The sequence below is a fragment of the Streptomyces vulcanius genome (genome assembly GCF_042653945.1).
In the GTDB taxonomy this organism is placed as follows: Bacteria; Actinomycetota; Actinomycetes; order Streptomycetales; family Streptomycetaceae; genus Streptomyces; species Streptomyces mangrovi.
Window position 1 is genome coordinate 138,152 of the sequence record NZ_JBHSFK010000025.1, and the last position, 23,181, is coordinate 161,332.

The window sequence follows — 23,181 nt, forward strand, 5'->3', positions numbered from 1 at the left end:
CGCATCTCCCACGCTTGGCCCGTCCGCGACAAGGATCACAGCGGCCTACGGCGACAGGTTGGGTATCAGGGGAGGAACGGACGAGCACGGGGACACGGTCGGTGGTAGGAGGGCGGTCATTCTCGGGCGGACGCCCACAATCCCCGCACATGCCCGAGATGCCGCGTCATGACCTCGCGTACGGCCCGTTCGTTGTGGGACAGCAGGGCGTCCAGGAGTTCCAGGTGCTCCTCGGCGGAGGCCGGCAGGCTGCCGGACGCGGAGAGGGCGGTCAGACCGTAGAGGCGGGCGCGACCGCGCAGACAGCGGACCACCTCGACGAGGTGCGCGTTGCCGGCGAGCGCGAGCAGGCCCAGGTGGAAACGGGTGTCGGCCTCGACGTAGGCGATGAGGTCACCAGCGACCGCGGCGGTGACGATCTCCCGGGCCGCCGGGCGCAGCGCCTCCAGTGACACCGGGTCGGCGGTCGTCGCCAGCGCCGTCACGGTGGGGATCTCGATGAGCGCGCGGATGTGCGTGTACTCGTCGAGCTGCTTGTCGGAGACCTCGGTGACGCGGAACCCCTTGTTGGGCACGGCGTCCACCAGGCCCTCCTTGGAGGTCCAGCATCACCTCACGTACCGGGGTCGCGGAGACGCCGAACCGTGCGGCCAGAGCGGGCGCCGAACACACCTCGCCCGGCCGCAGTTCACCCGCGATCAGCGCCGCCCGCAGGGCATCGGTGACCCGCTCGCGGAAGCTGCTGCGCCGGCCGCCGGCCGCCGAGCGACCGGAGGGCGGGTACGGCGGCTGAGGCTGCCGGGCTGCTGTCGTGCGGGGCGGCCATGGTGGATCTCCTTGAGATGCACTGTGCAATGTCATGTACTACAGGTCACGTGATGCCAAGTATCCACGGTCCCGAAGCCGCCCGTCACAGCACGTCACAGTACGAACCCGGCCGGGAACGGGTCCGTCGGGTCCGTCGGGTCCAGCAGGTACTGGGCCGTGCCGGTGATCCAGGCGCGGCCGGTGAAGCTGGGCAGCACCGCGGGACGGCCCGCCACCTCCGTCGTGCCGAGCAGTCGGCCCGTGAACCGGGTGCCGATGAACGACTCGTTCACGAACTCGGTGTGCAGCGGGAGTTCGCCCCGCGCGTGCAACTGCGCCATGCGCGCGCTGGTCCCCGTACCGCAGGGGGAGCGGTCGAACCAGCCGGGATGGATGGCCATCGCATGCCGGATCGTATGACGGAACATCACGTTGACTTTGTGGCACAGCAGTTGGACTGCGTATGCGGCGCCTTCGGCGAGTCCGGCGGGGTGTCCGGCCAGTGTGCGGGAACGGCGTACGAAGTCTCTCGGGTCGGCCGACTCGACGAGCGCGGACACTCGGGCGCCCGCCGCCGCGAGGCCCGTGGCGACCGGCAGCAGGAGAGGGCCCGTGCCGGCCACGACCGCCGTGCGGCCAGGCAGCACGAACCCGCCCTTGAGAAGGGCCTGGGCGCCGCCCGCGGTGATCACACCGGGCAGGGTCCAGCCGGGGAACGGCAGCACCTTCTCATAGCCTCCGGTCGCCAGCAGTACCCCGTCGGCGCGGATCTCCGTGGACTCCTCCTGCTCCGGTCCGAGGAGCGTGTGCACGGTGAAGCCGCTCGACTCCCCTTCCACACACCACACATGACGGTCAATCAGCAGCGTTGCCCGTCCTGCCGTCATGTGGGCGTCGAGGCCGGTGCGCAGGCGTTCCCAGGTGCGCCACCGGTGGTGCAGCGCCTGTGGCCGCCGGGCGCCGAGACCGCGCGCGGGCTGCCGGTAGAACTGCCCGCCCGGCTCGGCCGCGGAGTCGACCAGGACCACGCGCACCCCGCGCGCGGCGGCGGCAAGAGCGGCGGCGAGACCGGCCGGTCCGGCGCCGACGACCGCGAGCACAGGGCGCCGCTCAGCCATCGTGGCCCGTTCCCTCCTGGCTGCGGATGTCCGCGCCCGGTTCGGCCGGCACCAGGCACGCCCGCCGGTTGGGGCGGCCGTCCACGGTGACCAGACAGTCGAAGCACACGCCGATCCCGCAGAACACCCCGCGCGGCCGGCCCGCCCCCCGGGTGGTGCGCCAGGCCGTGACACCGCCGACCACAGCACGGCCGCGACCGTCTGCCCGGGCAACGCCTCGAGCTCCCGGCCGTCGAACGTGACGGTGAAGGGGGTGCCGGGACGGGCCCGCACCAGTTTCAGAGGATCCATGGGCCGACTCCTCGGGAGGCGGAGGGTGGGGTCAACTCGGCGCCCCCTCATCGGTGTTGTCGAAGCGGTCGGGGCGGAACGGCGTCATGTCCAGTTCCGGGCTCTTGCCGGTCAGTGCCTGCGCGATCAGCAGCCCGGAGCCGGTCGCCAGCCCGATGCCAGCGCCCTCGTGCCCGCAGGCGTGCAACAGGCCGGGCACCCTCGGTTCGGGCCCGACGGCCGGCAGATGGTCGGGCAGGTAGGGGCGGAAACCGAGGTACGTGCGCATCACCCGTACGCCGGCCAGGAACGGGAAGAGCCGGGTCGCCCCGGCCGCGAGTGCCCGGACGACCGGCAGGGAGAAGGAGCGGTCGAAGCCGACCCGTTCGCGGCTCGCCCCGGTCAGGACCGGTCCGGCGGCGGTTCCCTCGACGACCGGTGAGGTCTGCAGCACGGCAGAGTCGCCGGCCACGTCGGACACGTAGTCTGCGGCGTACACCTTGTGCCGCACCCGGCGCGGCAGTGGCTCCGTGACCAGGACGAAGCCACGCCGGGGGAGCACGGGCAATCCGGCTCCGGCCAGCGCGGCGACCTCCCCGCCCCAGGTGCCGGCCGCGTTCACCACGGCGGGCGCGAGGACGTCGCCGCGGTCGGTGCGCACTCCGCGTACGGCGCCGTCGGTACCACGCAGCACCCCCGTCACCGTCCGGCCCGTCTCCAGGCGCGCTCCTGACGCTCGTAGCAGATGGGCGGCGGCCAGGGTGGGCATGGCCTGGGCGTCCTGCGGGTAGAGCACGCCGCCCGCGAGTCCGGGCGCCAAGTACGGCTCCAGGTCGTGGAGTCGGCCGGCGTCGACGGCCACCGTCGTCACCCCGGCGGCCCGCTGTCCGGCGGCCAGGTGTGTCAGGGCGGTGAGGGACTCGGGCGTGGACGCGACGACCAGCCCGCCCTTGGGCTCGAATTCGACGGCCGCGCCCACCATGCCGGCGCCGACGACCACCACGTCACCGCTCGGCTGGTTGGTCACCACAGTAATATGTCACATGGTTCTGTACGGAGGGAGGCGGCCGGAGCCGGCACCTCAGTCCTGCTGGCCGTCCTCCGGCTCCGGTGCCGGCGTACGTCCCGCCTGGACGTCCTGCAGCCGCTGGGTGCCGAGTTGCACCGCGGTCTTGGTGCTGTCGTGGTCGACGCCGTCCGGCCCGCCGTTGGTGACGGTGATCGCGTCGGTGCCCACACGCACGGCGGCGACGTCCAGGGTGAGCGTGACCGGGTTGCCGTCCGCGGTGCCCTGCACCGTCACGGTCAGGCCCTCCCGCGCGTCGCCCGACTTGGGCAGGGACGCCTCGACGACCTGGACGGTGCGCTGGGAACCGTCGGAGGCGGTCGCCGAGAACTGGTCGCACTCGTCGGTCAGCGAACCCAGCCAGTCGAACGACTTGTCCAGGCTGTCCTTCTGGTAGGCGGCGACCTGGTACAGCAGTCGGGAGTCGCCCTCCTCGAAGCCGGTGAGCGCCGACGCGCCGGACGGCTTGCCCAGCAGGGTGTCGTCGTAGAGCGAGTCCAGGAGCCGCTGGCAGTCGGCGGCCTGTGTCTTCGCCGAGAGGAAGTCAGCCGTGTCGACCTTGCCGACGAGCAGCGAGTCGTGCCAGGTCGACGCGTTGTCCACCTGGTTCCAGTCGTCCTCGAGATCGCCCTCGGTGACCAGCGCGGTCTTGGCCGAGGCCGGCGTGAGGGACGCGGGGGCCGACGGCGTGGCCGCCGCTGCGACGGTCCGCTCGGCGACGGGAGAGGCCGCGACGCCCGAGTCGGACGACGCGCTGTCGTCGCCGTCGGAGCAGGCCGCCGTGGCGATCAGCGTCCCCAGCGCGAGCGCGGCGGCCAGCACCCGGGCCGGGCGCACCGGACGGCCGGGGCCGGAGGGACGGGCCGGGCCGGCCGGTCGGGACGGTCGGGGCGGGCGAGGGGTGGGCACGGGTGCCTCCTGGGGACGGGACGGGCGGGAGCAGGGGACGGGACCGGGGCGCTTCTGCCCTCCACGGCACCACCGGTCCGGGCGCCCGACCAGCGCACTGATCCGTACGGGTGAACGCGGGAGAGCGGTCCAGGTAGGGAAAAGGTGAGGTGAGAGGGGTGGTCGGCGGGGCATCATGGCGGTCCCGTCGCCCGGGTTCCCTCACCGGGCGCACACCATCGGGGGGACCAGTGACCGTCGCCAACATCCTGCTCTCGGGCGTCGTCGGCTCGACCGCGTACGGCCTCGCACGCGAAGGATCCGACGTGGACCGCCTCGGCATGTTCGCGGCGCCCACCGAGGCACTGCACGGCCTGCACCCGCCCAAGGAGTCGTACGTCAGCACGGCACCCGACCGCACCCTGCACGAGGCCGCCAAGTGGTGCCGGCTCGCCCTCGGCGGCAACCCGACCGTGATGGAACTCGTCTGGCTGCCCGAGGAATTGTACGAGGTCCGCACCCCACTCGGCGACGAACTCATCGGCATCCGTTCGACGTTGCCGAGCGCCCGCCGAGTCCGGGACGCCTATCTCGGGTACGCCACCCAGCAGTTCCGCAAGCTGCGCAACCGCAGCGAGACGGACAGCGGCAGGCGGACCGCCAAGCACGCCCGGCACCTCAAGCGGCTGTGCACCCAGGGCTACGAGCTGTACGCCACCGGGCAGTTGACGATCCGAGTGGAGGACCCGGAGAGCTACCACCGGTTCGGCGAGGAGGTCGCCGCCGACCCCGAGGCCGCGCTGCCGCTCCTGCGCGCGTTCGAGGAGAAGTTCGAGGACACGCGCAGCGCACTGCCCGATCAGCCGGACGAGAGGGCCGCCGAGGCGTGGCTGCGGCGGGTGCGACGCCACTTCTTCGAGGCCGGGGAGCAGTTCGCCGAGCGGGTGCGATAAATCGGGTGCCGCGCCCGCGCGTTCCTCCTACACTCACGAACGATCGGGTGCCGCCCACGACAGGGTGCGCAGCCACCGTGACGAACGAGGGGAGCCCGGCCATGCGTGCACACACCGCTGTCGCGGCTCCCCGCGCCCGCTACGAGGTGATCCTCGTGTCTCGGACCGTCCGGTGTCAGCTGCGCGGCCGGCACCGGATGGGCTGAGCACCCGTTCACTTCGACCAGGCATCTCAGATCGGTGCCTGATGTGTGAGTGATGTGTGATGCCTGCTGGCACGTCACTTGTGCTCAGTCCGCCTTCCATCGCGCTGCCCGTTCTTCGAGAACACCCCGAAAGGCCAAGGGCCGTGCGCAACAACCTCGACCGTCACCTCGCCGCCGTGCGCAACCTGGGCATCCTCGCCCATGTCGACGCCGGCAAGACCACCGTCACCGAGCGGATCCTGTATGCCACCGGGACCACGCACAAGCGCGGTGAGGTCCACGACGGCACGACCGTCACCGACTTCGACCCCCAGGAGCGCGACCGTGGAATCACCATCTTCGCTGCGGCCGTCAGCTGCGACTGGCACGGTCACCGCGTCAACCTGATCGACACACCGGGGCATGTCGACTTCGCCGACGAGGTGGAGCGTGCGCTGCGGGTGCTCGACGGGGCGGTGGCGGTGTTCGACGCGGTCGCGGGCGTCGAGCCGCAGAGCGAGTCGGTGTGGCGCCAGGCCGACCGGCACGGCGTGCCGAGGATCGCCTTCGTCAACAAGCTGGACCGGGCGGGCGCCGACCTCGACACGGCCGTGGCGTCGATCCGCGAACGCCTCCATCCGGTGCCGCTGGTCGTCCAGCTCCCCATCGGCACGGAGGACCGCTTCACCGGCGTCGTCGACCTGCTCCGCATGCGTGCCCTGACCTGGGCCGACGGCAGCAGCGACAGCGACACAGCCGTCGAAGGGGACGTACCGGAGGCACTGCGGGAGGAAGCGCTGCGTCGGCGCAGACTCCTGGAGGAGGCGGTGGCGGAACGGCATCCTGCCGCGCTGGAGGAGTTCTGCGACCGGGAGACGCTCTCCGCGGCAACGCTGACCGTCGCGCTGCGCGACCTGACCCGCACCGGTGACGGTGTGGTCGTGCTGTGCGGGTCGGCGTACCGCAACCGGGGCATCGAACCGCTGCTCGACGCGGTCGTCGACTATCTGCCGTCGCCGCTGGACGTGCCGGCGGTACGCGGTATGCGAGATGGTGCCGACGGTATGCGAGATGCGGTCGACGGTCGTCGGGATGGTGCCGGCGCTCGTCGGGATGGTGTCGACGGTGGTCGAGATGGTGCCGGCGGTCGTCGGGATGGTGTCGACGGTGGTCGGGATGGTGCCGGCGGTGGTCGGGATGGTGTGGCCGGTCGTCGGGATGGTGTCGACGGTGGTCGGGACGAGCGACGTCCCGCCGACCCGGCCGCCCCGTTCGCCGCCCTCGCCTTCAAGGTCGCCGCCACCCCCACGGGCCGGCTCACGTACCTGCGGGTGTACTCCGGAACGATCGAGAAGGGAGACGCGGTGTGGGAGTCCGGTACGCGGCGCACCGAGCGGATCGGGCGGATCCTGCGCGTCCAGGCCGATCGGCATGCCCAGCTGGACCGGGCGGTCGCCGGGGACATCGTGGCGGTGATCGGGCTGAAGTCGGCGCGCGCGGGTTCGACCCTGTGCGCGCCGGACGCCCCGCTGGTCCTCGAACCGCCCGGTGTCGCCGAGCCGGTCGTCTCGGTGGCGGTCGAGGCGGGCCGCAGTGCTGACACCGACCGATTGGCCTCGACGCTCGGGCGGCTGGCGGAGGAAGACCCTTCGCTGGTTGTGCGGACCGATCCCGAGACCGGTCAGACGGTGCTGTCCGGCATGGGTGAGCTGCACCTGGAGGTGGCGGTGGAGAAGATCCGCCGCACCCTCGGCCTGGACGTCAACGTCGGTCGTCCGAGGGTGACTTACCGCGAAACGGTCGCCCGTGGCGTGTCCGGTGTGGTCTTCCGGCACGTCAAACAGGACGGCGGGGCAGGGCAGTTCGCCCATGTCGTGCTCGATGTGGAGCCGCTGGAGGAGGGGTTCGGCTTCCGGTCCACCGTGGTCGGCGGGCGCGTACCGCAGGAGTACGTCCGTGCCGTCGAGGCCGGCTGCCGGGACGCCCTTGCCGAAGGCCCCCTGGGCGGGCACCCGGTGACGGGGCTGCGGGTCACCCTCACCGATGGGGCGACCCATGTGAAGGACTCCTCCGAGATGGCCTTCCGCACGGCGGGCCGGTACGCGCTCCGGGAGGCACTGCGCGCCTGCGCGATGGTGCTCCTCGAGCCGGTGGTCGAGGTAACCGTCGCCGTGCCCGAGGACGCGGTCGGCGGAGTCCTCGGCGACCTCGCGGCACGCCGCGGCAGGGTCACCGACTCGGCCGTGCGCGGCGGCGGCACCGACTCTGCCGCGCACGGCGGTTCGGCGGTGGTCACCGCCACCGTGCCGCTGGCTGAGCTGTTCGGCTACGCGACCCGTCTGCGCAGCCGCACCCAGGGCCGCGGCACGTTCACGGCCCGGCCGACGGGGTACGCGCCGGCGGCGGTGGCGACGCCGTAGTTCCTGGTCGCTCCGTTCGCACCGCCAGCCCATGCGGTTGGCGGTGCGAATGGAGCGGGGTGTCTGTGATTCGCCTGGACGACAGCGGTTTCACGTCACCCCCACCGCGTCTTGCGTCAGCAGTCCCTCAGCTCCGCCGACTGGTTCAGCACCTGTGCCCGCACCGAGGTGAACCGCGCATACGTCTCCCCTTCCCGTGACGTCGGCCGGAACGCCGCCACCCGGTGGCAGTTCTGGAAGGCCAGGGCCACGCCGAAGTGGCGTTCCAGGCTGCCGCGGATCGCGTCGCTGGCGAGGGCGCGCAAGAGCTGGCCGCGTTCCTGCTCGGACGGGGGAGGCGTCAGGTTGTCGGCGAACTCGGCGATACCGGCGTGGAGTCGGCTCGCGAGGGACTCGACGAGGTCGTAGGCGTACGGGAGGGATGTGCGGACGGTGTCCACGAAGTCCGCCTCGCGGATGTCACCGGCTTCGGCCTCGGCGAGGAGCTTCGGGGAGACGTCGAGAGACATGGATGTCCTGTTCTGTGAGAAGAGTTGACGAGGTTTCAGTCAGGCGAGAGCGCCGGGTCCCGGCACGAAGTCCGGGTCCACCTGTTCGGCCAGGTCCTGGCCGGTCGCCGCGTTCGCCCAGGAGCGGGCGTTGCGCAGGTGGAACTCGACGGCATGGCGGTGCAGGGTCGGCCAGTCCTTCGTACGGGAGTCGACCGTCTCGCGCAGGACCGTCAGGGCATGGCGGTTGGCTGACTCCAACTCCCCCTGGGAACGGCCCTGTTCGGCCGCGCGTACCCAGGGGGAGTGGACCAGGTGGGTGAGGAGGTCGTCACCCACCTGCTCCTTGAGGAACAGCAGATCGTCCTCGCCGGTCACCTTGTTGCCGACCACGGCGAGCGGGATGCCGAACTCGCGGGCGTGGTCGCGGTACTGGCGGTAGACGGAGACGCCCTTGCGGGTGGGTTCGGCCACCAGGAACGTCATGTCGAAGCGGGTGAACAGCCCGGAGGCGAACGCGTCGGCGCCGGCGGTCATGTCGACGACGACGTACTCGCCGGGACCGTCGGCGAGGTGCCCCAGGTACAGCTCGACGGCGCCCAGCTTGGAGTGGTAGCAGGCCACCCCCAGGTCGCTCTCGTCGAACTCGCCGGTGACCATCAGCGGTACACCGCCCACGCGTTGGACGTGGCGGGCGTGCAGTTCGTCGTCGCCGAGGACGCGCAGCAGTTGCGAGCCGCGGCCGGGCGGGGTCGTCTTGACCATGGCCTCGCGGGAGGTGATCCGGGGGTTGGTGCCGCGCAGGAGGTCCTTGATCTCACCCAGGTGGGCGGCCAGGGGCGGGGCCGTGAACGGGCCGGCCTCGGGGTCCAGGGCCTCGGCCAGGTGCTGGTTGATGTCGCCGTCCACGGCGAGCACGGGTGCGCCGGAGCGTGCCAGCGAGCGGGAGAACAGCGCGGACAGGGTGGTCTTGCCACTGCCGCCCTTGCCGACGAACGCGACCCGCACCTATCGACCCACCTTGTTGAAAATGAATGTCATGTGGCAAGGTTTAGGGCGAGGTCATGATCGCTGTCAAGTCGAACGGGGGCCGGGGTGGGTCGGGTGAGGTGGGTGATGATCGAATGGTCGAGCGCTAATGCATATGATGTGCAGGTGCGTGAATACTGCATAAGGCCCGCTGGCCCAGAGGATCTCGACGGTGCCCGCGCCGTCATGCTCGACACCGTCTACCGGGACTTCGGCACCGGATACGTGCCGCGCTGGCACGCCGACATCATCGACCCGGCCGCCGCGTATCTCACCCCGGCCCGGCACACCCTGCTGGTCGCCCTGGACGGTGCCGACGGCAAGGTCGTCGCCACGGCCGCTCTCGACTCCCGCGGACCCGCACACCCGCCGAACCCGCGCGAGGTCGCCGAGCGCTTCCCTTCCGGGGCCACCGCGCAACTGCGCCGGGTCTACGTCAGCCCCGGGCACCGCAGGCGCGGGCTCGCCCGGCGCCTCGTCACCGGACTGCTCGCCTTCGCGGTCGCGGACGGCGGCTACCGCTCCGTCTATCTGCACACCGACCCGGCCGTGGAAGGCGCCGAGGGCTTCTGGCGCTCCCTCGGCCAGGTGGTGCGCGACGAGCGTGAGGACCCCGACGGCGGTCAGGGGACCGTCCACTTCGAGGTCCCCTTCCACACCTTCGCCGCCACGGCCCCGCCCCCCACCTCTTAGGTTCGGTCACCACTCATGCCCTTCCCCCGGTACTCCCGCCACCCCCGGCTCCTCTCCGTGCTCCTCCTCGCCCCGCTGCTCACCGGCTGCTTCGCCTCCGGCGGGGGCGCGGGCGAGGCGTCCGACGGCAAGGACGGATCCCGGCTGCGGATCGCGCTCGCCTTCCCGCCCGCCGAGAACCTCTCCCCGTACGGCGCCGACGCCACGATCCTCAGCCGCCTCGGGGTCACCGAGGGGCTGACCGCCCTCGACGCCAACGGCGCCGCCGCGCCCGCGCTCGCCGCGTCCTGGCGGCGCGAGAACGACCGGACCTGGCTGTTCACCCTGCGCGACGCCACCTTCCAGGACGGCACCGCCGTCACACCGGCCGCCGTCGCCGCCTCCCTCACCCGCGCCACGCGGGCCGAGCCCGCCCCCGCCGCCCTCTCCGGCGTCACCCTCGCCGCGAAGGCGGAGGGCGAGGGTGCCGTACGGATCACCACCGGCGAGACCGACCCCGTGCTGCCACTGCGGCTGTCCAGCCCCGGCCTCGCGGTCCTCTCCCCGAACGCATACGAAAAGCAGGACACCGTCGACCCGGTCGGCACCGCCACCGGTCCTTTCGAACTCACCAAGGTGACCGGCACCGCCGCCGCCGACCTCGACCGCTACGACGACTACTGGGGCGGCCGGGCCCAGGCATCCGGCCTCGATGTCCGCTTCATCGCCGACGGCACCGCCCGCGCCAACGCCCTGCGCACCGGGCAGGTCGACATCGCGGAGGCGATACCCGTCGCCCAGGCCGCTTCCCTCGACAAGGACACCCGCCGGGAGACCGCCACCACCCGCACCACGAGCCTCCTCCTCAACACGAAGTCGGGGGTTTTCAAGGACGCCTCGCTGCGGGCCGCCGCCCGCGCCGCCGTAGACACCTCCGCACTCGCCAAGGGCGTCTACGAGGGGCACGCCGATGCCGGCGCCGGTATCTACGGCCCCGCCGTCACCTGGGCCGAGGGCAAGCGCGTCAAGCCCACCGGGCAGGCCGACGCCGGTGACCCCGACGGCGCCTCCGTCACCCTCGCCACCTACGACAACCGGCCCGAACTCCCGGAAGCCGCCCAGGTGTTGAAGCAGCAACTGGAGAACGCCGGCTTTGCGGTGAAGCTGGAGGTGCGCGAGTACTCGCGGTTGGAGAGCGACGCGCTGGCCGGGAAGTTCGACGCGTTCGTCGGCGCCCGAAACAGCCTCCTGGACACCGGAGACCCCGTCTCGCTCCTGGCCGGCGACTTCACCTGCGACGGCGGCTACAACCTCGCCCTGCTGTGCGACAAGGGAGTCGACCGGGCCGTCGCGAAGGCACAGGCCGTCGCCGACACCGACGAGCGGCAGGATGCGGCCATGGCCGCCGAGGCCGCGGTCCTCGGGACCGACGCCGTCGTACCGCTGGTCCACCAGCGGGTCATCACCGGCGTCGGCGCCAAGGTCAGCGGTGTGCTCCTCGACCCCTACGAGCGCACCCTGGCCGGCACCGGGACCCGGCGCTGAACCATGGGGAGCAGGGTGGGCGCGCCGCTGTGGCGTGCCGGACTGGCCGCGTTGCTGGTGTGCGGGATAGGGCTGCTGCCCTGGCTCTCGCACACCGACCCGGCACTCACCGTCCTCAAGGCACGGTCAGCCGAACGGGACGCCACCCCCGCGGTGCTTGCCGAAATCCGTGCCCAACTCGGCCTGGAGCGTGGTCCGTTGCGACTCCTCGGGGAGTGGCTGGGCGGGCTGCCGCGGGGGGACGCCGGACGGTCGTGGACCTCCGGCGCCGAGGTCACCCCGGGAGTGCTGCAGGCCCTCGGGGTGTCGCTGCTGCTGATGGCGGTCGCTCTCGGCGTCGCACTCTGCACGGCCGCCGCCGTGTGCGCCCGCACTCTGTACCTCGGCGCACACCGCCGCCTCGCCGGACGGCCGCCCGGCGGCTCGGGCTCCGCCATGCTCGCCGCGCTGCCCGAGTTCCTCCTCGCGTCGGTCCTCGCCACCGTCGTCGGGGTGCAGCTGGGCTGGCTGCCCGCCCTCGGCTGGTACGGGCCGCAGTACACCCCGCTGCCCGCTCTCGCCCTCGGCCTGCCGGCCGGCGCGGTGCTCGGACGCCTCCTCGACGACCAACTGCCCGCCGCCTTCGCCGAACCCTGGGCGACGGCCGCCGCCGCGCGCGGCATACCCGGCCGCAGCCTCGCCCGTCAGGCGCTGCGCCGCTGCGTGCCCGGGCTACTGCCCAACCTCGGACTCTTCGCCGTCGGGCTGACCGGAGGGTCCGTCGCCGTGGAGCAGATCTTCGACATCCCGGGCCTCGGCCGGACCACCCTCCAGGCCGCCATCGCCCAGGACCTGCCCGTCCTCCAGGCCGGCACGCTCGTCCTCGTGGCCCTCGCCGCCGTCGCCACGGCCGCTGCCGGCCTCGTGGCCCGCCGCCTGGTCGGGCCCGCGCTGCGCGACGGTGCACTGCATACACTCCACGGCCCATCGCATACACTCCACGGTCCGCCGTCGACCGTCCGCAGGATCCCGGCCATTGCATACGGCCTTCTGCTCTCCGCCGTCATCTCCCTCGGCCTCCCCCGCGACCCCCTCGCCCTCGACACCACCGCCCGACTCCAACCCCCCTCCGCCGCCCACCCCTTCGGCACCGACGCCCTCGGCCGCGACGTGCTCGCCCGCGTCGCCCACGGCGCGATCGACACCCTCCTCCTGGCCCTCGCCATCACCGCGATCACGCTGACGGCCGGCGTCCTGCTCGGGCTGCTGCCCCGGCTGTCGGGGCCGCTCGTCGACACCGTCAACGCCGTACCGCCCGTCCTCGCCGCCCTGCTCGTCACCGCGCTGTGGGGCAGCGGGACCGCGACGCCCGTCCTCGCGGTGTCCGCCGTGGCCTGGGCGCCGCTCGCCGCGCACACCTCCGCGCTGCTGCGCGAGGAGCGGGCCACCCTGCACCTGGCCGCCACCCGTGCCCTCGGCGCCGGCCGCTGGTACCTGCTGAGGAACGAACTCCTGCCCGCCGTGCTGCCGCCCGTCGCCCGCCACGCCCTCCTCCGCCTCCCCGGCGTCGCCCTCGCACTCGCCTCCCTCGGCTTCCTGGGCCTGGGCGCGCAGCCGCCGTCGCCCGAGTGGGGCCTGCTGCTCGCCGAGAACCAGCCCTACGCCGAGCGCGCCCCCTGGGCCGTACTCGCCCCCGCCGCCGTCCTCGCCCTGCTGGGCGCCCTCGCGGTCACCGCGGCCGGGGCCGGCCTGCTCAGGCGGTCCCGCAGCACTTCGTCCCAACAGGGTGCACTCACAGTGGAGTTGGCGGGCGCCCGGTGACCTCCCTCTCCCTGTACCGGAGTTCGCGGAGCGAAGTGCCCCTCTCCCCGCTTCTCCGACTGCTGATCCTCACTCAGCTCGCCTTCAACGTCGGCTTCTTCGCCGTACTGCCGTTCCTCGCCGAGCATCTGGGCAGTGCGGTCGGCATGGCGGGGTGGCTCGTCGGGTTCGTGCTGGGGCTGCGGACCTTCAGCCAGCAGGGGCTGTTCGTGGTCGGCGGGGCGCTGGCCGACCGGTACGGCGTGCGGCCCGTCGTCCTGACCGGGTGTGCGCTGCGGATCGCCGGGTTCGGCTGGCTCGGGTACGCCGACGAGGCCTGGGCGGTGATCGGGGCCGTACTGCTCATCGGGTTCGCCGCCGCGCTGTTCTCGCCGGCCGTCGAGTCCGAGGTGGCCCGGCAGGCCGTCGTGCGCGAGGAGGCGGGCGCCGGCTCGCGGACCCGGGTGCTGGCGCTGTTCACGGTCGCCGGGCAGGCCGGGGCGTTCGTCGGACCGCTGCTCGGCGCGCTGCTGCTGTCGGTCGACTTCCGGGCCGTGTGCCTCGCCGGCGCCGGGGTCTTCGTCCTCGTCCTCGCCGGGAACGCCCGGCTGCTGCCCCAGCACATCCCGGGCCGTGAACGCATCCAAGTGCGGGGCGGGATAAGGCCGTTGCTCCGCAACCGCCGCTTCCTCGCACTGTGCTGCGGGTACGGCGCCTACCTCCTCGCCTACAACCAGCTCTACCTCGCCCTGCCCGCCGAGGTGGAGCGCGCGGCCGGTTCGCAGGCCCCGCTGGCCTGGCTGTTCGCGCTGTCCTCGCTGCTGGTGGTGACAGCGCAGCTGCCCGTCACCCGGTGGGTGGGGGAGCGGCTCAGCCCGCGCCGTTCGACGGCGGCCGGGCTGGGCATGATCGCGGCCGGTTTCCTGGTCGTCGCCGCCGCGCTGCCCGCCGGACGGACCGGGACGGCGGGGCTGCTGCCCGCCGCCGGGTTCGTCGTGCTGCTGACCCTCGGCCAGATGCTCGTCGCGCCGGCCGCCCGCGCCTGGGTGCCCGACCTTGCCGAAGAGGGGCGGCTCGGCCTGTACACCGGGGCGCTGTCCTCGGTCTCCGGGCTGATCGTGCTGATCGGCAGCGCCGCCGCCGGCACCCTCCTCGACACCGGGCTGCCCGCGGCCGTGCCGTGGCTGGTGCTGGCCGCCGTACCCGCCGCCGCGATCGCCGTGCTGCCGCGCGGTAGGTGAAAGGCGGTAGGTGAGAGTAGGGAAAGAGCGGCTGGGGGGCGTGAACCGGGGGCGTGGTACCGCACGTATCAGTCGTCCGTGGGAGGATCCGTCACCATGAGTGCGTCCCCGGCGGTCCGGAGCCTGCGTGCCGCGGTGTTCGCCGCGATGTGCGTGACGCTGGCCGCCGCCGCGCACGGTCTCGCCACGGGTGAGGCGCCGCCGCTCCGGGCGGACGGCCTCGGCTTCCTGGCCGTCTTCGCCGCGGGCTGGCTGCTCGGCGCCAGGGAACGCACCATGCCCGGCATCGGCGCGGCCATGCTGGCCGCACAGGCCTGCCTGCACACCGCCTTCGGCGCGGCGCGCCCCGGTGGGGCCGCACGGTCCATGGCCATGCCCGGCATGCGTATGGCCACCCACCCGCACGCTCATCTGAACCAGCACGTTCACCAGCATGCGAACTACCACGTGCAGGCCCATGGCCTCACCGCCGCCATGGCCTCCCACGCCACGGCCGCGCACCTCCTCGCCGCCCTCGCCGCCTCCTGGTGGCTTCGGCGGGGTGAGGCCGCCCTGTGGTCCTTGCTCCGCCGGGCCATCGCGTTTCTGCCCGGCCTCGCCGCCTGGTGGCGGGGCACTCCCGCGCCGCTCCCGGTCCCCTCGCTCCACCCCGCCGCCCCGGCCCCGGCCCCGTCCCGGCAACCGCTGCTGAGGCACGCCGTGAGCCGGCGTGGCCCGCCCGCCCCGGTCCCGTACGCGATCTGACACCGCTTCCCCAGCGTTTCCGAAGGCTCCGCAGCGTTCTCGAACCCTTCCGCAGCCTTTCCGAAGCCCTCCCGAAGCTTTCCGACGAAACCTTCCTGTACGGAGATCAGCCACCCATGTCCACCGCACGTCTCACCCTGCGCCGCGCCGGACTCGGCACCGCGCTCGCCGCCGCAGCCGTCCTCACCGCCGCCGGTGCCGCCTCCGCGCACGTCACCGTCCACCCCGAGAGCTACGCCAAGGGCGCCACCGACGGCCTGCTCACCTTCCGTGTGCCCAATGAGGAGGACACCGCCGCCACCACCAAGGTCCAGGTGTTCCTGCCCACCGACCACCCGGTCCTCGGCGTCCTGGTCACCCCGCACGACGGCTGGACCGCGAAGGTGACCACCACCAAGCTGAAGACCCCGGTCAAGACCGACGACGGCACCATCACCGAGGCCGCCTCCGAGATCACCTGGACCGGCGGGAAGATCGGCGCCGGCCAGTTCGAGGACTTCGACGTCGCCTTCGGGCAACTCCCCGAGGACGCCGGCCAACTCGCCTTCAAGACCCTGCAGACCTACTCCGACGGCAAGACCGTCCGCTGGATCGAGGAGCCCGAGGCGGGCGCGGACGAGCCGGAGAACCCGGCACCGATGCTGAAACTGACGGCGGCGGGCGACGACACCGCGAAAACTTCGGCGGCGTCCACGAAGAGCACCGCCGACAAGGGCGCCGAGAGCACCGCGCAGACGGCCGACTCCAGTGACTCCACCGCCCGCGGTCTCGGCATCGCCGGGCTCGTCGTGGGCGTGCTGGGGCTCGCGGCGGGCGCCTTCGCCGTCGTACGAACGCGGTCTACGGGATCGTAGAGACGGTATGCGGTATCCGGCATGCGAAACATCGCATACCGTATGCCGGATGTCCCGCACCGCGTACCGCATACGGAAGGGCCCGTACCGTCCACCGACGGTGCGGGCCCTTTCCCGTGGGGGGAGCTCGGGGAACCTCAGGGTCCGAGGAATCTCAGGGTGTTACACCAGCTCCAGCACTCGCTGCTCGGCCGGAGCCTCCTCGACCACCCGCGAGGTCCGGTACAGCCACAGCACGTCCCGGCCGAACGACCAGACCAGGGAGCCCAGGGCCAGCAGGGCGACGGCGAAGTTGCCCGCGTACGGCAGCAGGTCGGCGCCGGCGACGAGGAGGCAGACGCCCTGGAGCGCGGCGACGGTCTTGCGGGCCATGCTCGGCGGGAGCGGGGCGTTGAGCCAGGGGGCGAAGCGGGCCGCGGCGACGAACGCGTAGCGCATGCCGCCGATCAGCAGCACCCACGGGCCGAGCTGCGTCGAGACGTACACGCTGAGGACCAGGATGAGGAACGCGTCGACCTCCATGTCGAACCGCGCGCCCAGGGCCGTCGAGGTGCCGGTGCGGCGGGCGACCTTGCCGTCCACGCCGTCGAGGATCAGGGCCACGGCCGTCAGTCCGACCAGGAGGGTCACCGGCGGGGCGCTCTCGAAGGAATCGGCGACGAGGGCGGTCACGCCGCCGACCAGCGTGGCGCGGCCGAGCGTGACGCGGTTGGCCGGGCCGAAGGAGCGCAGCCGGGAGCGATGCAGGGCGCGGGAGAGGACCGCCCAAGTGGCGATGGCGAAGACGAGGCCGGTGACCCAGCCCGCCGGCCCCATGCCGATCGCCGATCCGAGCAGAGCCAGCAACAGGACCTGCACGCCCGCTCCCACAGCGGTTTCCTGCTGGACCAGCCTCGCGTCGTAAGTGTTGTTCAGGGCCACCGCACGTTCCTCCGGCCGGATGACAGAGATGATCAGTGCCGCGTACTGTGCGCGGACTGTGCACACCTCGGTACGTGAACAGCTTCCCGATCGTTCAGCCCGACTTTCAGGAGGACGCCGATGAACCCGGAAGGACCGATGAATTCCGTGAATCCCGGAGGCTGCCGATCGCAACCCGGAGACCGCCGACCGAATCCCGAGGGCGGCCGACTGAATCCTGGAGACCGTCGACCGAATCCCGAGGGCGGCCGACTGAATCCTGGAGACCGTCGACCGAATCCCGAGGACGGCCGACCGTATCCCGGACACCGTCGACTGCATCCCGAATACCGCCGACCGAATCCCGGAGGCCGCCGATGACCCGCACCGCCCGTGCCTTTTGGCTCGGTTCCCCGGGCGTGGGCGAGATCCGGGATCTCGTCCTGCCCGCCCCCGCCGAGGGGGAGGTACTCGTCCGCTCGCTCTTCTCCGGTGTCAGCCGTGGCACGGAGACGCTCGTGTTCCGCGGCGGGGTGCCGGAGAGTCAGCACGCGGTGATGCGGGCGCCGTTCCAGGAGGGCGACTTCCCGGCGCCCGTGAAGTACGGCTACCTCAACGTGGGTCTGGTGGAGGAGGGTCCCGCGGAACTCCTCGGGCGAACCGTTTTTTCACTCTTCCCGCACCAGACGCGCTACGTCGTCCCGGCGTCGGCCGTCACCCCCGTCCCCGATTCCGTGCCCGCCGAACGGGCCGTCCTCGCCGGCACCGTCGAAACCGCCGTCAACGCGCTGTGGGACGCGAAGCCGCTGGTCGGCGACCGGATCGCGGTGGTCGGCGGCGGCATGGTCGGCTGCTCGGTCGCCGCGCTGCTGGCGCGTTTCCCGGGTGTCCGCGTCCAGCTGGTGGACGCCGACCCGGCGCGGGCGAAGACCGCCGAGGCGCTCGGTGTCGGCTTCGCGCTGCCGCGGGACGCCCTCGGCGGCTGCGACCTCGTCGTGCACGCCAGCGCCACCGAACAGGGACTCACCCGCTCCCTGGAACTGCTGGCCGCCGAGGGAACCGTTCTCGAACTGAGCTGGTACGGCGACCGGAAGGTCTCGCTGCCGCTCGGCGAGGACTTCCACTCCCGCCGCCTGGTCATCCGCAGCAGTCAGGTCGGCACCGTCTCCCCGGCCCGGCCCGGACGGACGTACGCCGACCGGCTGGCCCTCGCCCTCGACCTGCTCGCCGACCCGGCGCTGGACGCCCTCGTCACCGGGGAAAGCGCGTTCGAGGAGTTGCCGGAGGTGATGCCGAGGCTCGCCTCGGGCGAGCTTCCCGCGCTCTGTCACCGCGTCAGGTACCCGTCAGGTTCGTGACGGGTACCCGTCGGTGAGCAGCAAGAGCGCCTGACCTGAGAAAAGAGTGAGATCGGGCTGAACATGGGGAACCGAGGAGCCGTACTACACGGCATCCCCCGGCGGTCATCGGCCGGGGGACCAGAGGCGCCGCACCTGGAGGGTCGTCCGTTGTTCAGTGTCACCGTCCGCGATCACATCATGATCGCCCACAGCTTCCGCGGTGAGGTCTTCGGACCCGCGCAGCGCCTGCACGGAGCCACGTTCCTGGTGGACGCGACTTTCCGCCGCGAGCAGCTGGACGACGACAACATCGTCGTCGACATCGGACTGGCCACCCAGGAGCTCGGTGCCGTCGTGAGCGAACTGAATTACCGCAATCTCGACAACGAGCCCGAGTTCGCCGGGATCAACACCTCGACGGAGTTCCTGGCCAAGGTCGTCGCCGACCGGCTGGCCGAGCGGATCCACAAGGGCGCGCTCGGCGAGGGCGCCCGGGGCATCGCCTCGATCGCCGTCTCCCTGCACGAGTCGCACATCGCCTGGGCGAGTTTCGAGCGTGCGCTGTGACCGACGTGACCCTGGAGAAGACCCCGCTCACGTATGTGCCGGCGCAGTCGGCCGTTCCCAGGACGGGACACATCATCCCCATGTCCCTGCGCTCCGTGCACTTCGTCATGCCGGGCGGTGTCTACGACACGGCCAACCCCAGCGGCGGCAACGCCTACGACCGGCGGCTCTGCCTGGACCTGCCCGGCTTCGGCTGGCAGGTGCACAAGCACCTGGTCGACGGCGCCTGGCCCCGCCCGGAGCAGTCCGCCCGCACGGAACTGGCCCGCACGCTCGCCGAGTTCCCCGACGGCACGGTCGTGCTGCTCGACGGGCTCGTGGCCTGCGGCGTCCCGGAGATCGTCGTCCCGGAGGCGGAGCGGCTGCGGCTCGCGGTGCTCGTACACCTGCCGCTCGGCGACGAGACCGGCCTCGACCCCCGGCTCGCGGCCGAACTCGACGCGAAGGAACGGGACGTGCTGCGGGCCGTCCCCTCGGTGATCGCCACCAGCGACTGGGCGGTGCGCCGGCTGGTGTCGCACCACGGGCTCGCCCCGGAGAAGGTGCACTGCGCCGCCCCCGGCGCCGACATCGCGCCGCTCGCCTCCGGCACCGACGGGGTCTCCCGGCTGCTGTGCGTCGCCGCGGTCACCCCGCGCAAGGGCCAGCACCGGCTGGTCGAAGCGCTCGCGGCGGTGACCGACCTGCCGTGGAGCTGCGTCTGTGTGGGCGGCCTCGGCCAGGACCCCGAGTACGTCGCCCATCTGCGCGGCCTCATCCGCCGGTACGGCCTCCAGGACCGTCTCGAACTCGCCGGGCCGAAGGCGGGCGCCGAACTCGACGCCGCCTACGCCTCCGCCGACCTGATGGTTCTCACCTCCTACGCCGAGACCTACGGCATGGCGGTCACCGAGGCGCTCGCCCGCGGTATCCCGGTCCTCGCCACCGACGTCGGCGGGCTGCCCGAGGCGGTCGGCCGCGCCCCCGACGGCGGTGTCCCCGGCATCCTCGTCCCGCCGGAGAACCCGGCCGCGCTCGCCGCCGAGCTGCGCGGCTGGTTCGGCGAGGCGGACGTCCGGCGCCGGCTCAAGGCCGCCGCCCGTGGCCGCCGCGCGGCCCTGAACGGCTGGGCGTCCACCGCCCAGAGCCTGGCCGGCGTCCTCGGCCGGTTGCCCGGCGAGCCCCGGAGGGCGGCATGAAGAAGTCGACGGTGACCCCGGCGGACGTGGCGCGGCGTGTGGGCGCCATCCCGACCCAGCCGGGCCCCAAGGAGAACGAGACCGTGACCGACTCCGTGACCGCGACGGTGAACCGCGGCGGGACCGGAGCCGTTGGTGAGGCTGTGAACCACGCCGTGAACGAAGCCGTGAGTGAGGCCATGAACGACAGCAGCCTGGCCGAGGCCGTGCCCGGCACCCCGGGCCATGGCGGTCCCGACGCCCTGGGCGACGCCGGCACCCCGCGCGAGACCGGTCCCGACGCCGTGATAGCGGGCGCGGGCCCGGTGCCCCGCCCCGGCGAGCGTCCCACCGTACGACTGCGGGACGCCGGGCCCGAGGACCAGCCGCGCTACGCCCCCGAGTGGCTGCAACTGCGGGAGCCCGCCGACGCGTCCGCGCGGGCCGTGGACCTGCTGGACCCGCTGCGGATCCGGCTCGCCAACCTGCCGGGCGGCCGCGGCAGCGGTCTCAACGTGCACGACCTGGGCTGCGGAACCGGTTCCATGGGCCGATGGCTCGCCCCCCGCCTGGACGGCGCCCAGCACTGGATCCTGCACGACCGCGACCCCTACCTGCTGCACTTCGCGGCCGTCGCCTCCCCGCGCGCCGCCGCCGACGGCAGCCGGGTCACCGTCGAGACCCGGCGCGGCGACGTCGCCCGGCTCACCCCGGACGCCCTGCTCGGCGCCTCGCTGGTCACCGCCTCCGCGCTGCTCGACGTCCTCACCCGCGAGGAGGTCGAGACCCTCGCCGCGGCCTGCGCCGGCGCCGGCTGCCCGGCGCTGCTGACGCTCTCCGTGGCCGGCCGCGTCGAACTCTCCACCCCGGACCCGCTGGACGAGGAGATCGCCGCCGCCTTCAACGACCACCAGCGGCGCGGCGGCCTCCTCGGCCCCGACGCGGTGAACGCCGCCTGCGAGGCGTTCGCCGACCACGGCGCCACCGTGAAGGTCCATCCGAGCCCCTGGCGGCTCGGCCCCGAACACGCCGCCCTCACCGCCCAGTGGCTGCGCGGCTGGGTCGGTGCGGCCGTCGAGCAGCGCCCCGAACTCGCCGGGCGCGCCGCGTCGTACCTCGAGGCCCGGCTCGCCGCCTGCGAGGCCGGTGAGCTGCGGGTCACCGTCCACCACAGCGACCTGCTGGCGCTGGCCCGGCCGACGGGCGGCGCGTGATGAGCGCGGAGACGGTCGGGGCGAGGGCCGAGTCGGTCGCGCCGGTGGTGTGGGGTGACGGCGCGCTCTCCGTACGACGTCCCCCGCGCCCCCCGTCGGTGGCCCGTAGCGGACCGGCCGTGTCGAAGGCCCGGATCGGTGTCATCGTGACCGAGCCGCATGCCGCCGAGCCCTCGGCGCTGCGCAGGCTGCTCACCTCGAAGGCGCTGCGCACGCACTTCGGGACCGTCGCCGGAGTCGTCATCCTCGGCGTCCTGCTGTGGCGGATGGGCACCGGCGTCCTCCTCGACGGGCTGCGCCGCATCGACACCCCGACCCTGCTCGCCGGGCTCGGGATCGGCCTGGTCACCACCGTCTTCAGCGCCTGGCGGTGGGCGCTGGTCGCGCGCGGGCTGCGGATCCGGCTGCCGCTCGGCGCGGCCGTCGCCGACTACTACCGCTCCCTCTTCCTCAACGCGGCCCTGCCCGGCGGGATCCTCGGCGACGTGCACCGCGCCGTGCGGCACGGGCAGAGCGCCGGTGACGTCGGGCGCGGTGTGCGAGCCGTGGTCCTGGAGCGCACGGCGGGCCAGCTGGCGCTCACCGTGGCCGGTGTGACGATCCTGCTGGTGCTGCCGTCCCCGGTCATGGCGGACGTACGGCACTTCACCCCGCTGGTGCTGCTGGCCGCGGCGGGCGCGCTCGCGGTGGTCGCCGCGCTGCGCATGAACTCCTCGGCGTCGCGTCGGGGCGGCAGGCTGCGGGCCACGCTGGCCGAGGCGCGCGAGGGTCTGCTGTCGCGGCGCAACGCCCCCGGCGTCGCGCTGTCGTCGGTGGTCGTGCTGACCGGGCACGTCGCGATGTTCGTGGTGGCCGCCCGGGTGGCCGGCTCCGCCGCCTCCGTGCTGACGCTGCTGCCGCTGGCCGTCCTGGCGCTGATCGCCATGGGCCTGCCGCTGAACGTCGGCGGCTTCGGGCCCCGCGAGGGCGTCATGGCGTGGGCGTTCGGCGCTGCCGGGCTCGGCGCGAGCACCGGCCTGTCGGTCGCCGTGGTGTACGGGGTGCTCAGCTTCGTCGCCGCGCTGCCGGGGGCGGGCGTCATGGTGGTGCGCTGGTACGGCGCCGTACGCGCCGGGGCACCCCAGGTGTCCGGCGCCGCCGGGGCCGAAGAACCCTACACGGAGCCGGTCGCGTTCCCCGAAGTCAGCAGCGTGAAATACGTGCCGAAGGAATCCGCGAGGCTCGCCAGGAGTTCCTTCCCCTTTTCCGCGGACCCCAGGGAAGGACGGCCGATGACGCCCGAATCGGTATAGGCGGACATTCCCAGAGTGAGCAGATGGCGTCGGTCGTCCGCGGTGAAATCCGCGGACTCGTAACCGGGCCGGACGAGTTCGGGATGGGCGTGCAGCAGGATAGAGGTCTCGATCTCCCCGGCGTGCATGTCGGTGAGGAGCGAGGTCACCACCCCGGACCGCTCCCGGGCCGTCTCCCAGTCCTCCGGGGCCGGGAACAGCGCCATCGCCTCACCGCGGGCGGAGGACTCCTGGACCGCGTTGCCCAGGACGTAGTTCCCGCCGTGTCCGTTGACCAGCACCAGGGCCTCGACGCCCGAGCGGCGCAACGACGCCGCGATGTCCCGTACCACCGCGTGAAGGGTCACGGAGGAGATGCTGACGGTTCCCGGCCAGGCCGCGTGCTCGTGCGAGCAGGCGATGGTCACGGGCGGAAGGAGGTGCACCGGGTATGCCTCGGCGATCTCCCGGGCGATGGCACAGGCGACCAGTGTGTCGGTGGCCAAGGGCAGGTACGGGCCGTGCTGTTCGAAGCTCCCTACCGGCAGGACCGCCACCTGCGTCGCGACGCCGGCCCCCCGCTCGCGCACGTCCTCGGTGGTGTCCGCCGGCACCGGACCGTACGCCGTCGGCGGTATGCGCGAATCACTCATCTTTCCACGGCCTTTCGTCT

Annotated in this window: 19 protein-coding genes and 3 pseudogenes; 13 read left to right on the forward strand and 9 right to left on the reverse strand. The window is 72.8% G+C overall.

Going from position 1 to position 23,181, the window contains the following annotated elements:
* Nucleotides 1-116 precede the first annotated feature (116 nt).
* The 5 genes and pseudogenes from ACFPIH_RS33235 to ACFPIH_RS33255 all read right to left on the reverse strand — a co-directional run bounded on the left by ACFPIH_RS33235 (nucleotide 117) and on the right by ACFPIH_RS33255 (nucleotide 4,098).
* Nucleotides 117-861, reverse strand: a pseudogene (locus tag ACFPIH_RS33235) (GntR family transcriptional regulator).
* A gap of 59 nt (nucleotides 862-920) precedes the next feature.
* On the reverse strand, nucleotides 921-1,925 hold the full coding sequence (locus tag ACFPIH_RS33240; protein ID WP_381180725.1) for a proline racemase family protein: 1,005 nt from the start codon (nucleotides 1,923-1,925) through the stop codon (nucleotides 921-923).
* Nucleotides 1,918-2,216, reverse strand: a pseudogene (locus ACFPIH_RS33245) ((2Fe-2S)-binding protein). Before ACFPIH_RS33245 ends, ACFPIH_RS33240 begins: the two are co-directional and overlap by 8 nt.
* Before the next feature lie 31 nt (nucleotides 2,217-2,247).
* On the reverse strand, nucleotides 2,248-3,177 hold the full coding sequence (locus tag ACFPIH_RS33250) for an NAD(P)/FAD-dependent oxidoreductase (protein WP_381180918.1): 930 nt from the start codon (nucleotides 3,175-3,177) through the stop codon (nucleotides 2,248-2,250).
* A gap of 99 nt (nucleotides 3,178-3,276) precedes the next feature.
* Complete coding sequence (locus tag ACFPIH_RS33255; RefSeq protein ID WP_417801380.1) at nucleotides 3,277-4,098, reverse strand: hypothetical protein; 822 nt, start codon at nucleotides 4,096-4,098, stop codon at nucleotides 3,277-3,279.
* A gap of 302 nt (nucleotides 4,099-4,400) precedes the next feature.
* On the opposite strand from ACFPIH_RS33255, the gene ACFPIH_RS33260 reads away from it, so the two are divergent.
* On the forward strand, nucleotides 4,401-5,102 hold the full coding sequence (locus ACFPIH_RS33260; protein ID WP_381180723.1) for a nucleotidyltransferase domain-containing protein: 702 nt from the start codon (nucleotides 4,401-4,403) through the stop codon (nucleotides 5,100-5,102).
* Between the two features lie 349 nt (nucleotides 5,103-5,451).
* Nucleotides 5,452-7,707: an elongation factor G gene (locus ACFPIH_RS33265; RefSeq protein ID WP_381180721.1), complete on the forward strand. Its 2,256-nt coding sequence runs from the start codon at nucleotides 5,452-5,454 to the stop codon at nucleotides 7,705-7,707.
* 116 nt (nucleotides 7,708-7,823) lie between these two features.
* On the opposite strand, the gene ACFPIH_RS33270 is transcribed toward ACFPIH_RS33265, so the two are convergent.
* Both ACFPIH_RS33270 and ACFPIH_RS33275 read right to left on the reverse strand, forming a co-directional pair.
* Complete coding sequence (locus tag ACFPIH_RS33270) at nucleotides 7,824-8,216, reverse strand: SCO5389 family protein (RefSeq protein WP_381180719.1); 393 nt, start codon at nucleotides 8,214-8,216, stop codon at nucleotides 7,824-7,826.
* A 39-nt stretch (nucleotides 8,217-8,255) separates the two neighbouring features.
* Nucleotides 8,256-9,203, reverse strand: coding sequence for an ATP-binding protein (locus ACFPIH_RS33275; protein ID WP_381180717.1), 948 nt, complete (start codon nucleotides 9,201-9,203; stop codon nucleotides 8,256-8,258).
* A gap of 108 nt (nucleotides 9,204-9,311) precedes the next feature.
* Between ACFPIH_RS33275 and ACFPIH_RS33280 the strand changes: the two genes are divergently transcribed.
* From ACFPIH_RS33280 to ACFPIH_RS33305, 6 genes are all read left to right on the forward strand, one after another.
* Nucleotides 9,312-9,917: a GNAT family N-acetyltransferase gene (locus ACFPIH_RS33280; protein ID WP_381180715.1), complete on the forward strand. Its 606-nt coding sequence runs from the start codon at nucleotides 9,312-9,314 to the stop codon at nucleotides 9,915-9,917.
* Between the two features lie 15 nt (nucleotides 9,918-9,932).
* Nucleotides 9,933-11,441 carry an ABC transporter substrate-binding protein gene (locus ACFPIH_RS33285; RefSeq protein ID WP_381180714.1) on the forward strand — a complete coding sequence of 503 codons (1,509 nt, stop codon included), beginning with the start codon at nucleotides 9,933-9,935 and terminating at the stop codon, nucleotides 11,439-11,441.
* A 3-nt stretch (nucleotides 11,442-11,444) separates the two neighbouring features.
* A complete protein-coding gene (locus ACFPIH_RS33290) occupies nucleotides 11,445-13,241 on the forward strand; it encodes an ABC transporter permease subunit (protein WP_381180712.1) in 1,797 nt (598 codons plus the stop codon).
* Nucleotides 13,238-14,461, forward strand: a complete 1,224-nt coding sequence (locus ACFPIH_RS33295; protein ID WP_381180710.1) for an MDR family MFS transporter — start codon at nucleotides 13,238-13,240, stop codon at nucleotides 14,459-14,461. Before ACFPIH_RS33290 ends, ACFPIH_RS33295 begins: the two co-directional genes overlap by 4 nt.
* Before the next feature lie 96 nt (nucleotides 14,462-14,557).
* Nucleotides 14,558-15,205 (forward strand): hypothetical protein, encoded by a 648-nt coding sequence (locus tag ACFPIH_RS33300; RefSeq protein WP_381180708.1) that lies wholly within the window; start codon nucleotides 14,558-14,560, stop codon nucleotides 15,203-15,205.
* A gap of 116 nt (nucleotides 15,206-15,321) precedes the next feature.
* Nucleotides 15,322-16,059: a YcnI family protein gene (locus tag ACFPIH_RS33305; RefSeq protein WP_381180706.1), complete on the forward strand. Its 738-nt coding sequence runs from the start codon at nucleotides 15,322-15,324 to the stop codon at nucleotides 16,057-16,059.
* A 162-nt stretch (nucleotides 16,060-16,221) separates the two neighbouring features.
* On the opposite strand, the gene ACFPIH_RS33310 is transcribed toward ACFPIH_RS33305, so the two are convergent.
* The gene (locus ACFPIH_RS33310; RefSeq protein WP_381180704.1) at nucleotides 16,222-16,980 is read right to left on the reverse strand and encodes a CDP-alcohol phosphatidyltransferase family protein; all 759 of its coding nucleotides are present in this window, start codon (nucleotides 16,978-16,980) and stop codon (nucleotides 16,222-16,224) included.
* A 356-nt stretch (nucleotides 16,981-17,336) separates the two neighbouring features.
* On the opposite strand from ACFPIH_RS33310, the gene ACFPIH_RS33315 reads away from it, so the two are divergent.
* The 5 genes from ACFPIH_RS33315 (at nucleotide 17,337) to ACFPIH_RS33335 (ending at nucleotide 22,529) form a co-directional block, all read left to right on the forward strand.
* The gene (locus ACFPIH_RS33315) at nucleotides 17,337-18,317 is read left to right on the forward strand and encodes a zinc-dependent alcohol dehydrogenase (protein ID WP_381180702.1); all 981 of its coding nucleotides are present in this window, start codon (nucleotides 17,337-17,339) and stop codon (nucleotides 18,315-18,317) included.
* 150 nt (nucleotides 18,318-18,467) lie between these two features.
* The gene (locus ACFPIH_RS33320) at nucleotides 18,468-18,866 is read left to right on the forward strand and encodes a 6-pyruvoyl trahydropterin synthase family protein (RefSeq protein WP_381180700.1); all 399 of its coding nucleotides are present in this window, start codon (nucleotides 18,468-18,470) and stop codon (nucleotides 18,864-18,866) included.
* Nucleotides 18,863-20,044, forward strand: coding sequence for a glycosyltransferase family 4 protein (locus tag ACFPIH_RS33325; protein WP_381180699.1), 1,182 nt, complete (start codon nucleotides 18,863-18,865; stop codon nucleotides 20,042-20,044). Before ACFPIH_RS33320 ends, ACFPIH_RS33325 begins: the two co-directional genes overlap by 4 nt.
* A gap of 179 nt (nucleotides 20,045-20,223) precedes the next feature.
* Nucleotides 20,224-21,237 carry a trans-aconitate methyltransferase gene (locus tag ACFPIH_RS33330; RefSeq protein ID WP_381180915.1) on the forward strand — a complete coding sequence of 338 codons (1,014 nt, stop codon included), beginning with the start codon at nucleotides 20,224-20,226 and terminating at the stop codon, nucleotides 21,235-21,237.
* Nucleotides 21,237-22,529, forward strand: coding sequence for a lysylphosphatidylglycerol synthase transmembrane domain-containing protein (locus tag ACFPIH_RS33335; RefSeq protein WP_381180697.1), 1,293 nt, complete (start codon nucleotides 21,237-21,239; stop codon nucleotides 22,527-22,529). The genes ACFPIH_RS33330 and ACFPIH_RS33335 overlap by 1 nt, the downstream gene beginning before the upstream one ends.
* Here ACFPIH_RS33335 and ACFPIH_RS33340 read toward each other — a convergent pair.
* Nucleotides 22,415-23,161 (reverse strand): annotated as a pseudogene (locus ACFPIH_RS33340) (creatininase family protein); the annotation flags it as partial. The gene ACFPIH_RS33335 and the pseudogene ACFPIH_RS33340 sit on opposite strands and share 115 nt — an antisense overlap.
* Between the last annotated feature and the right edge of the window lie 20 nt (nucleotides 23,162-23,181).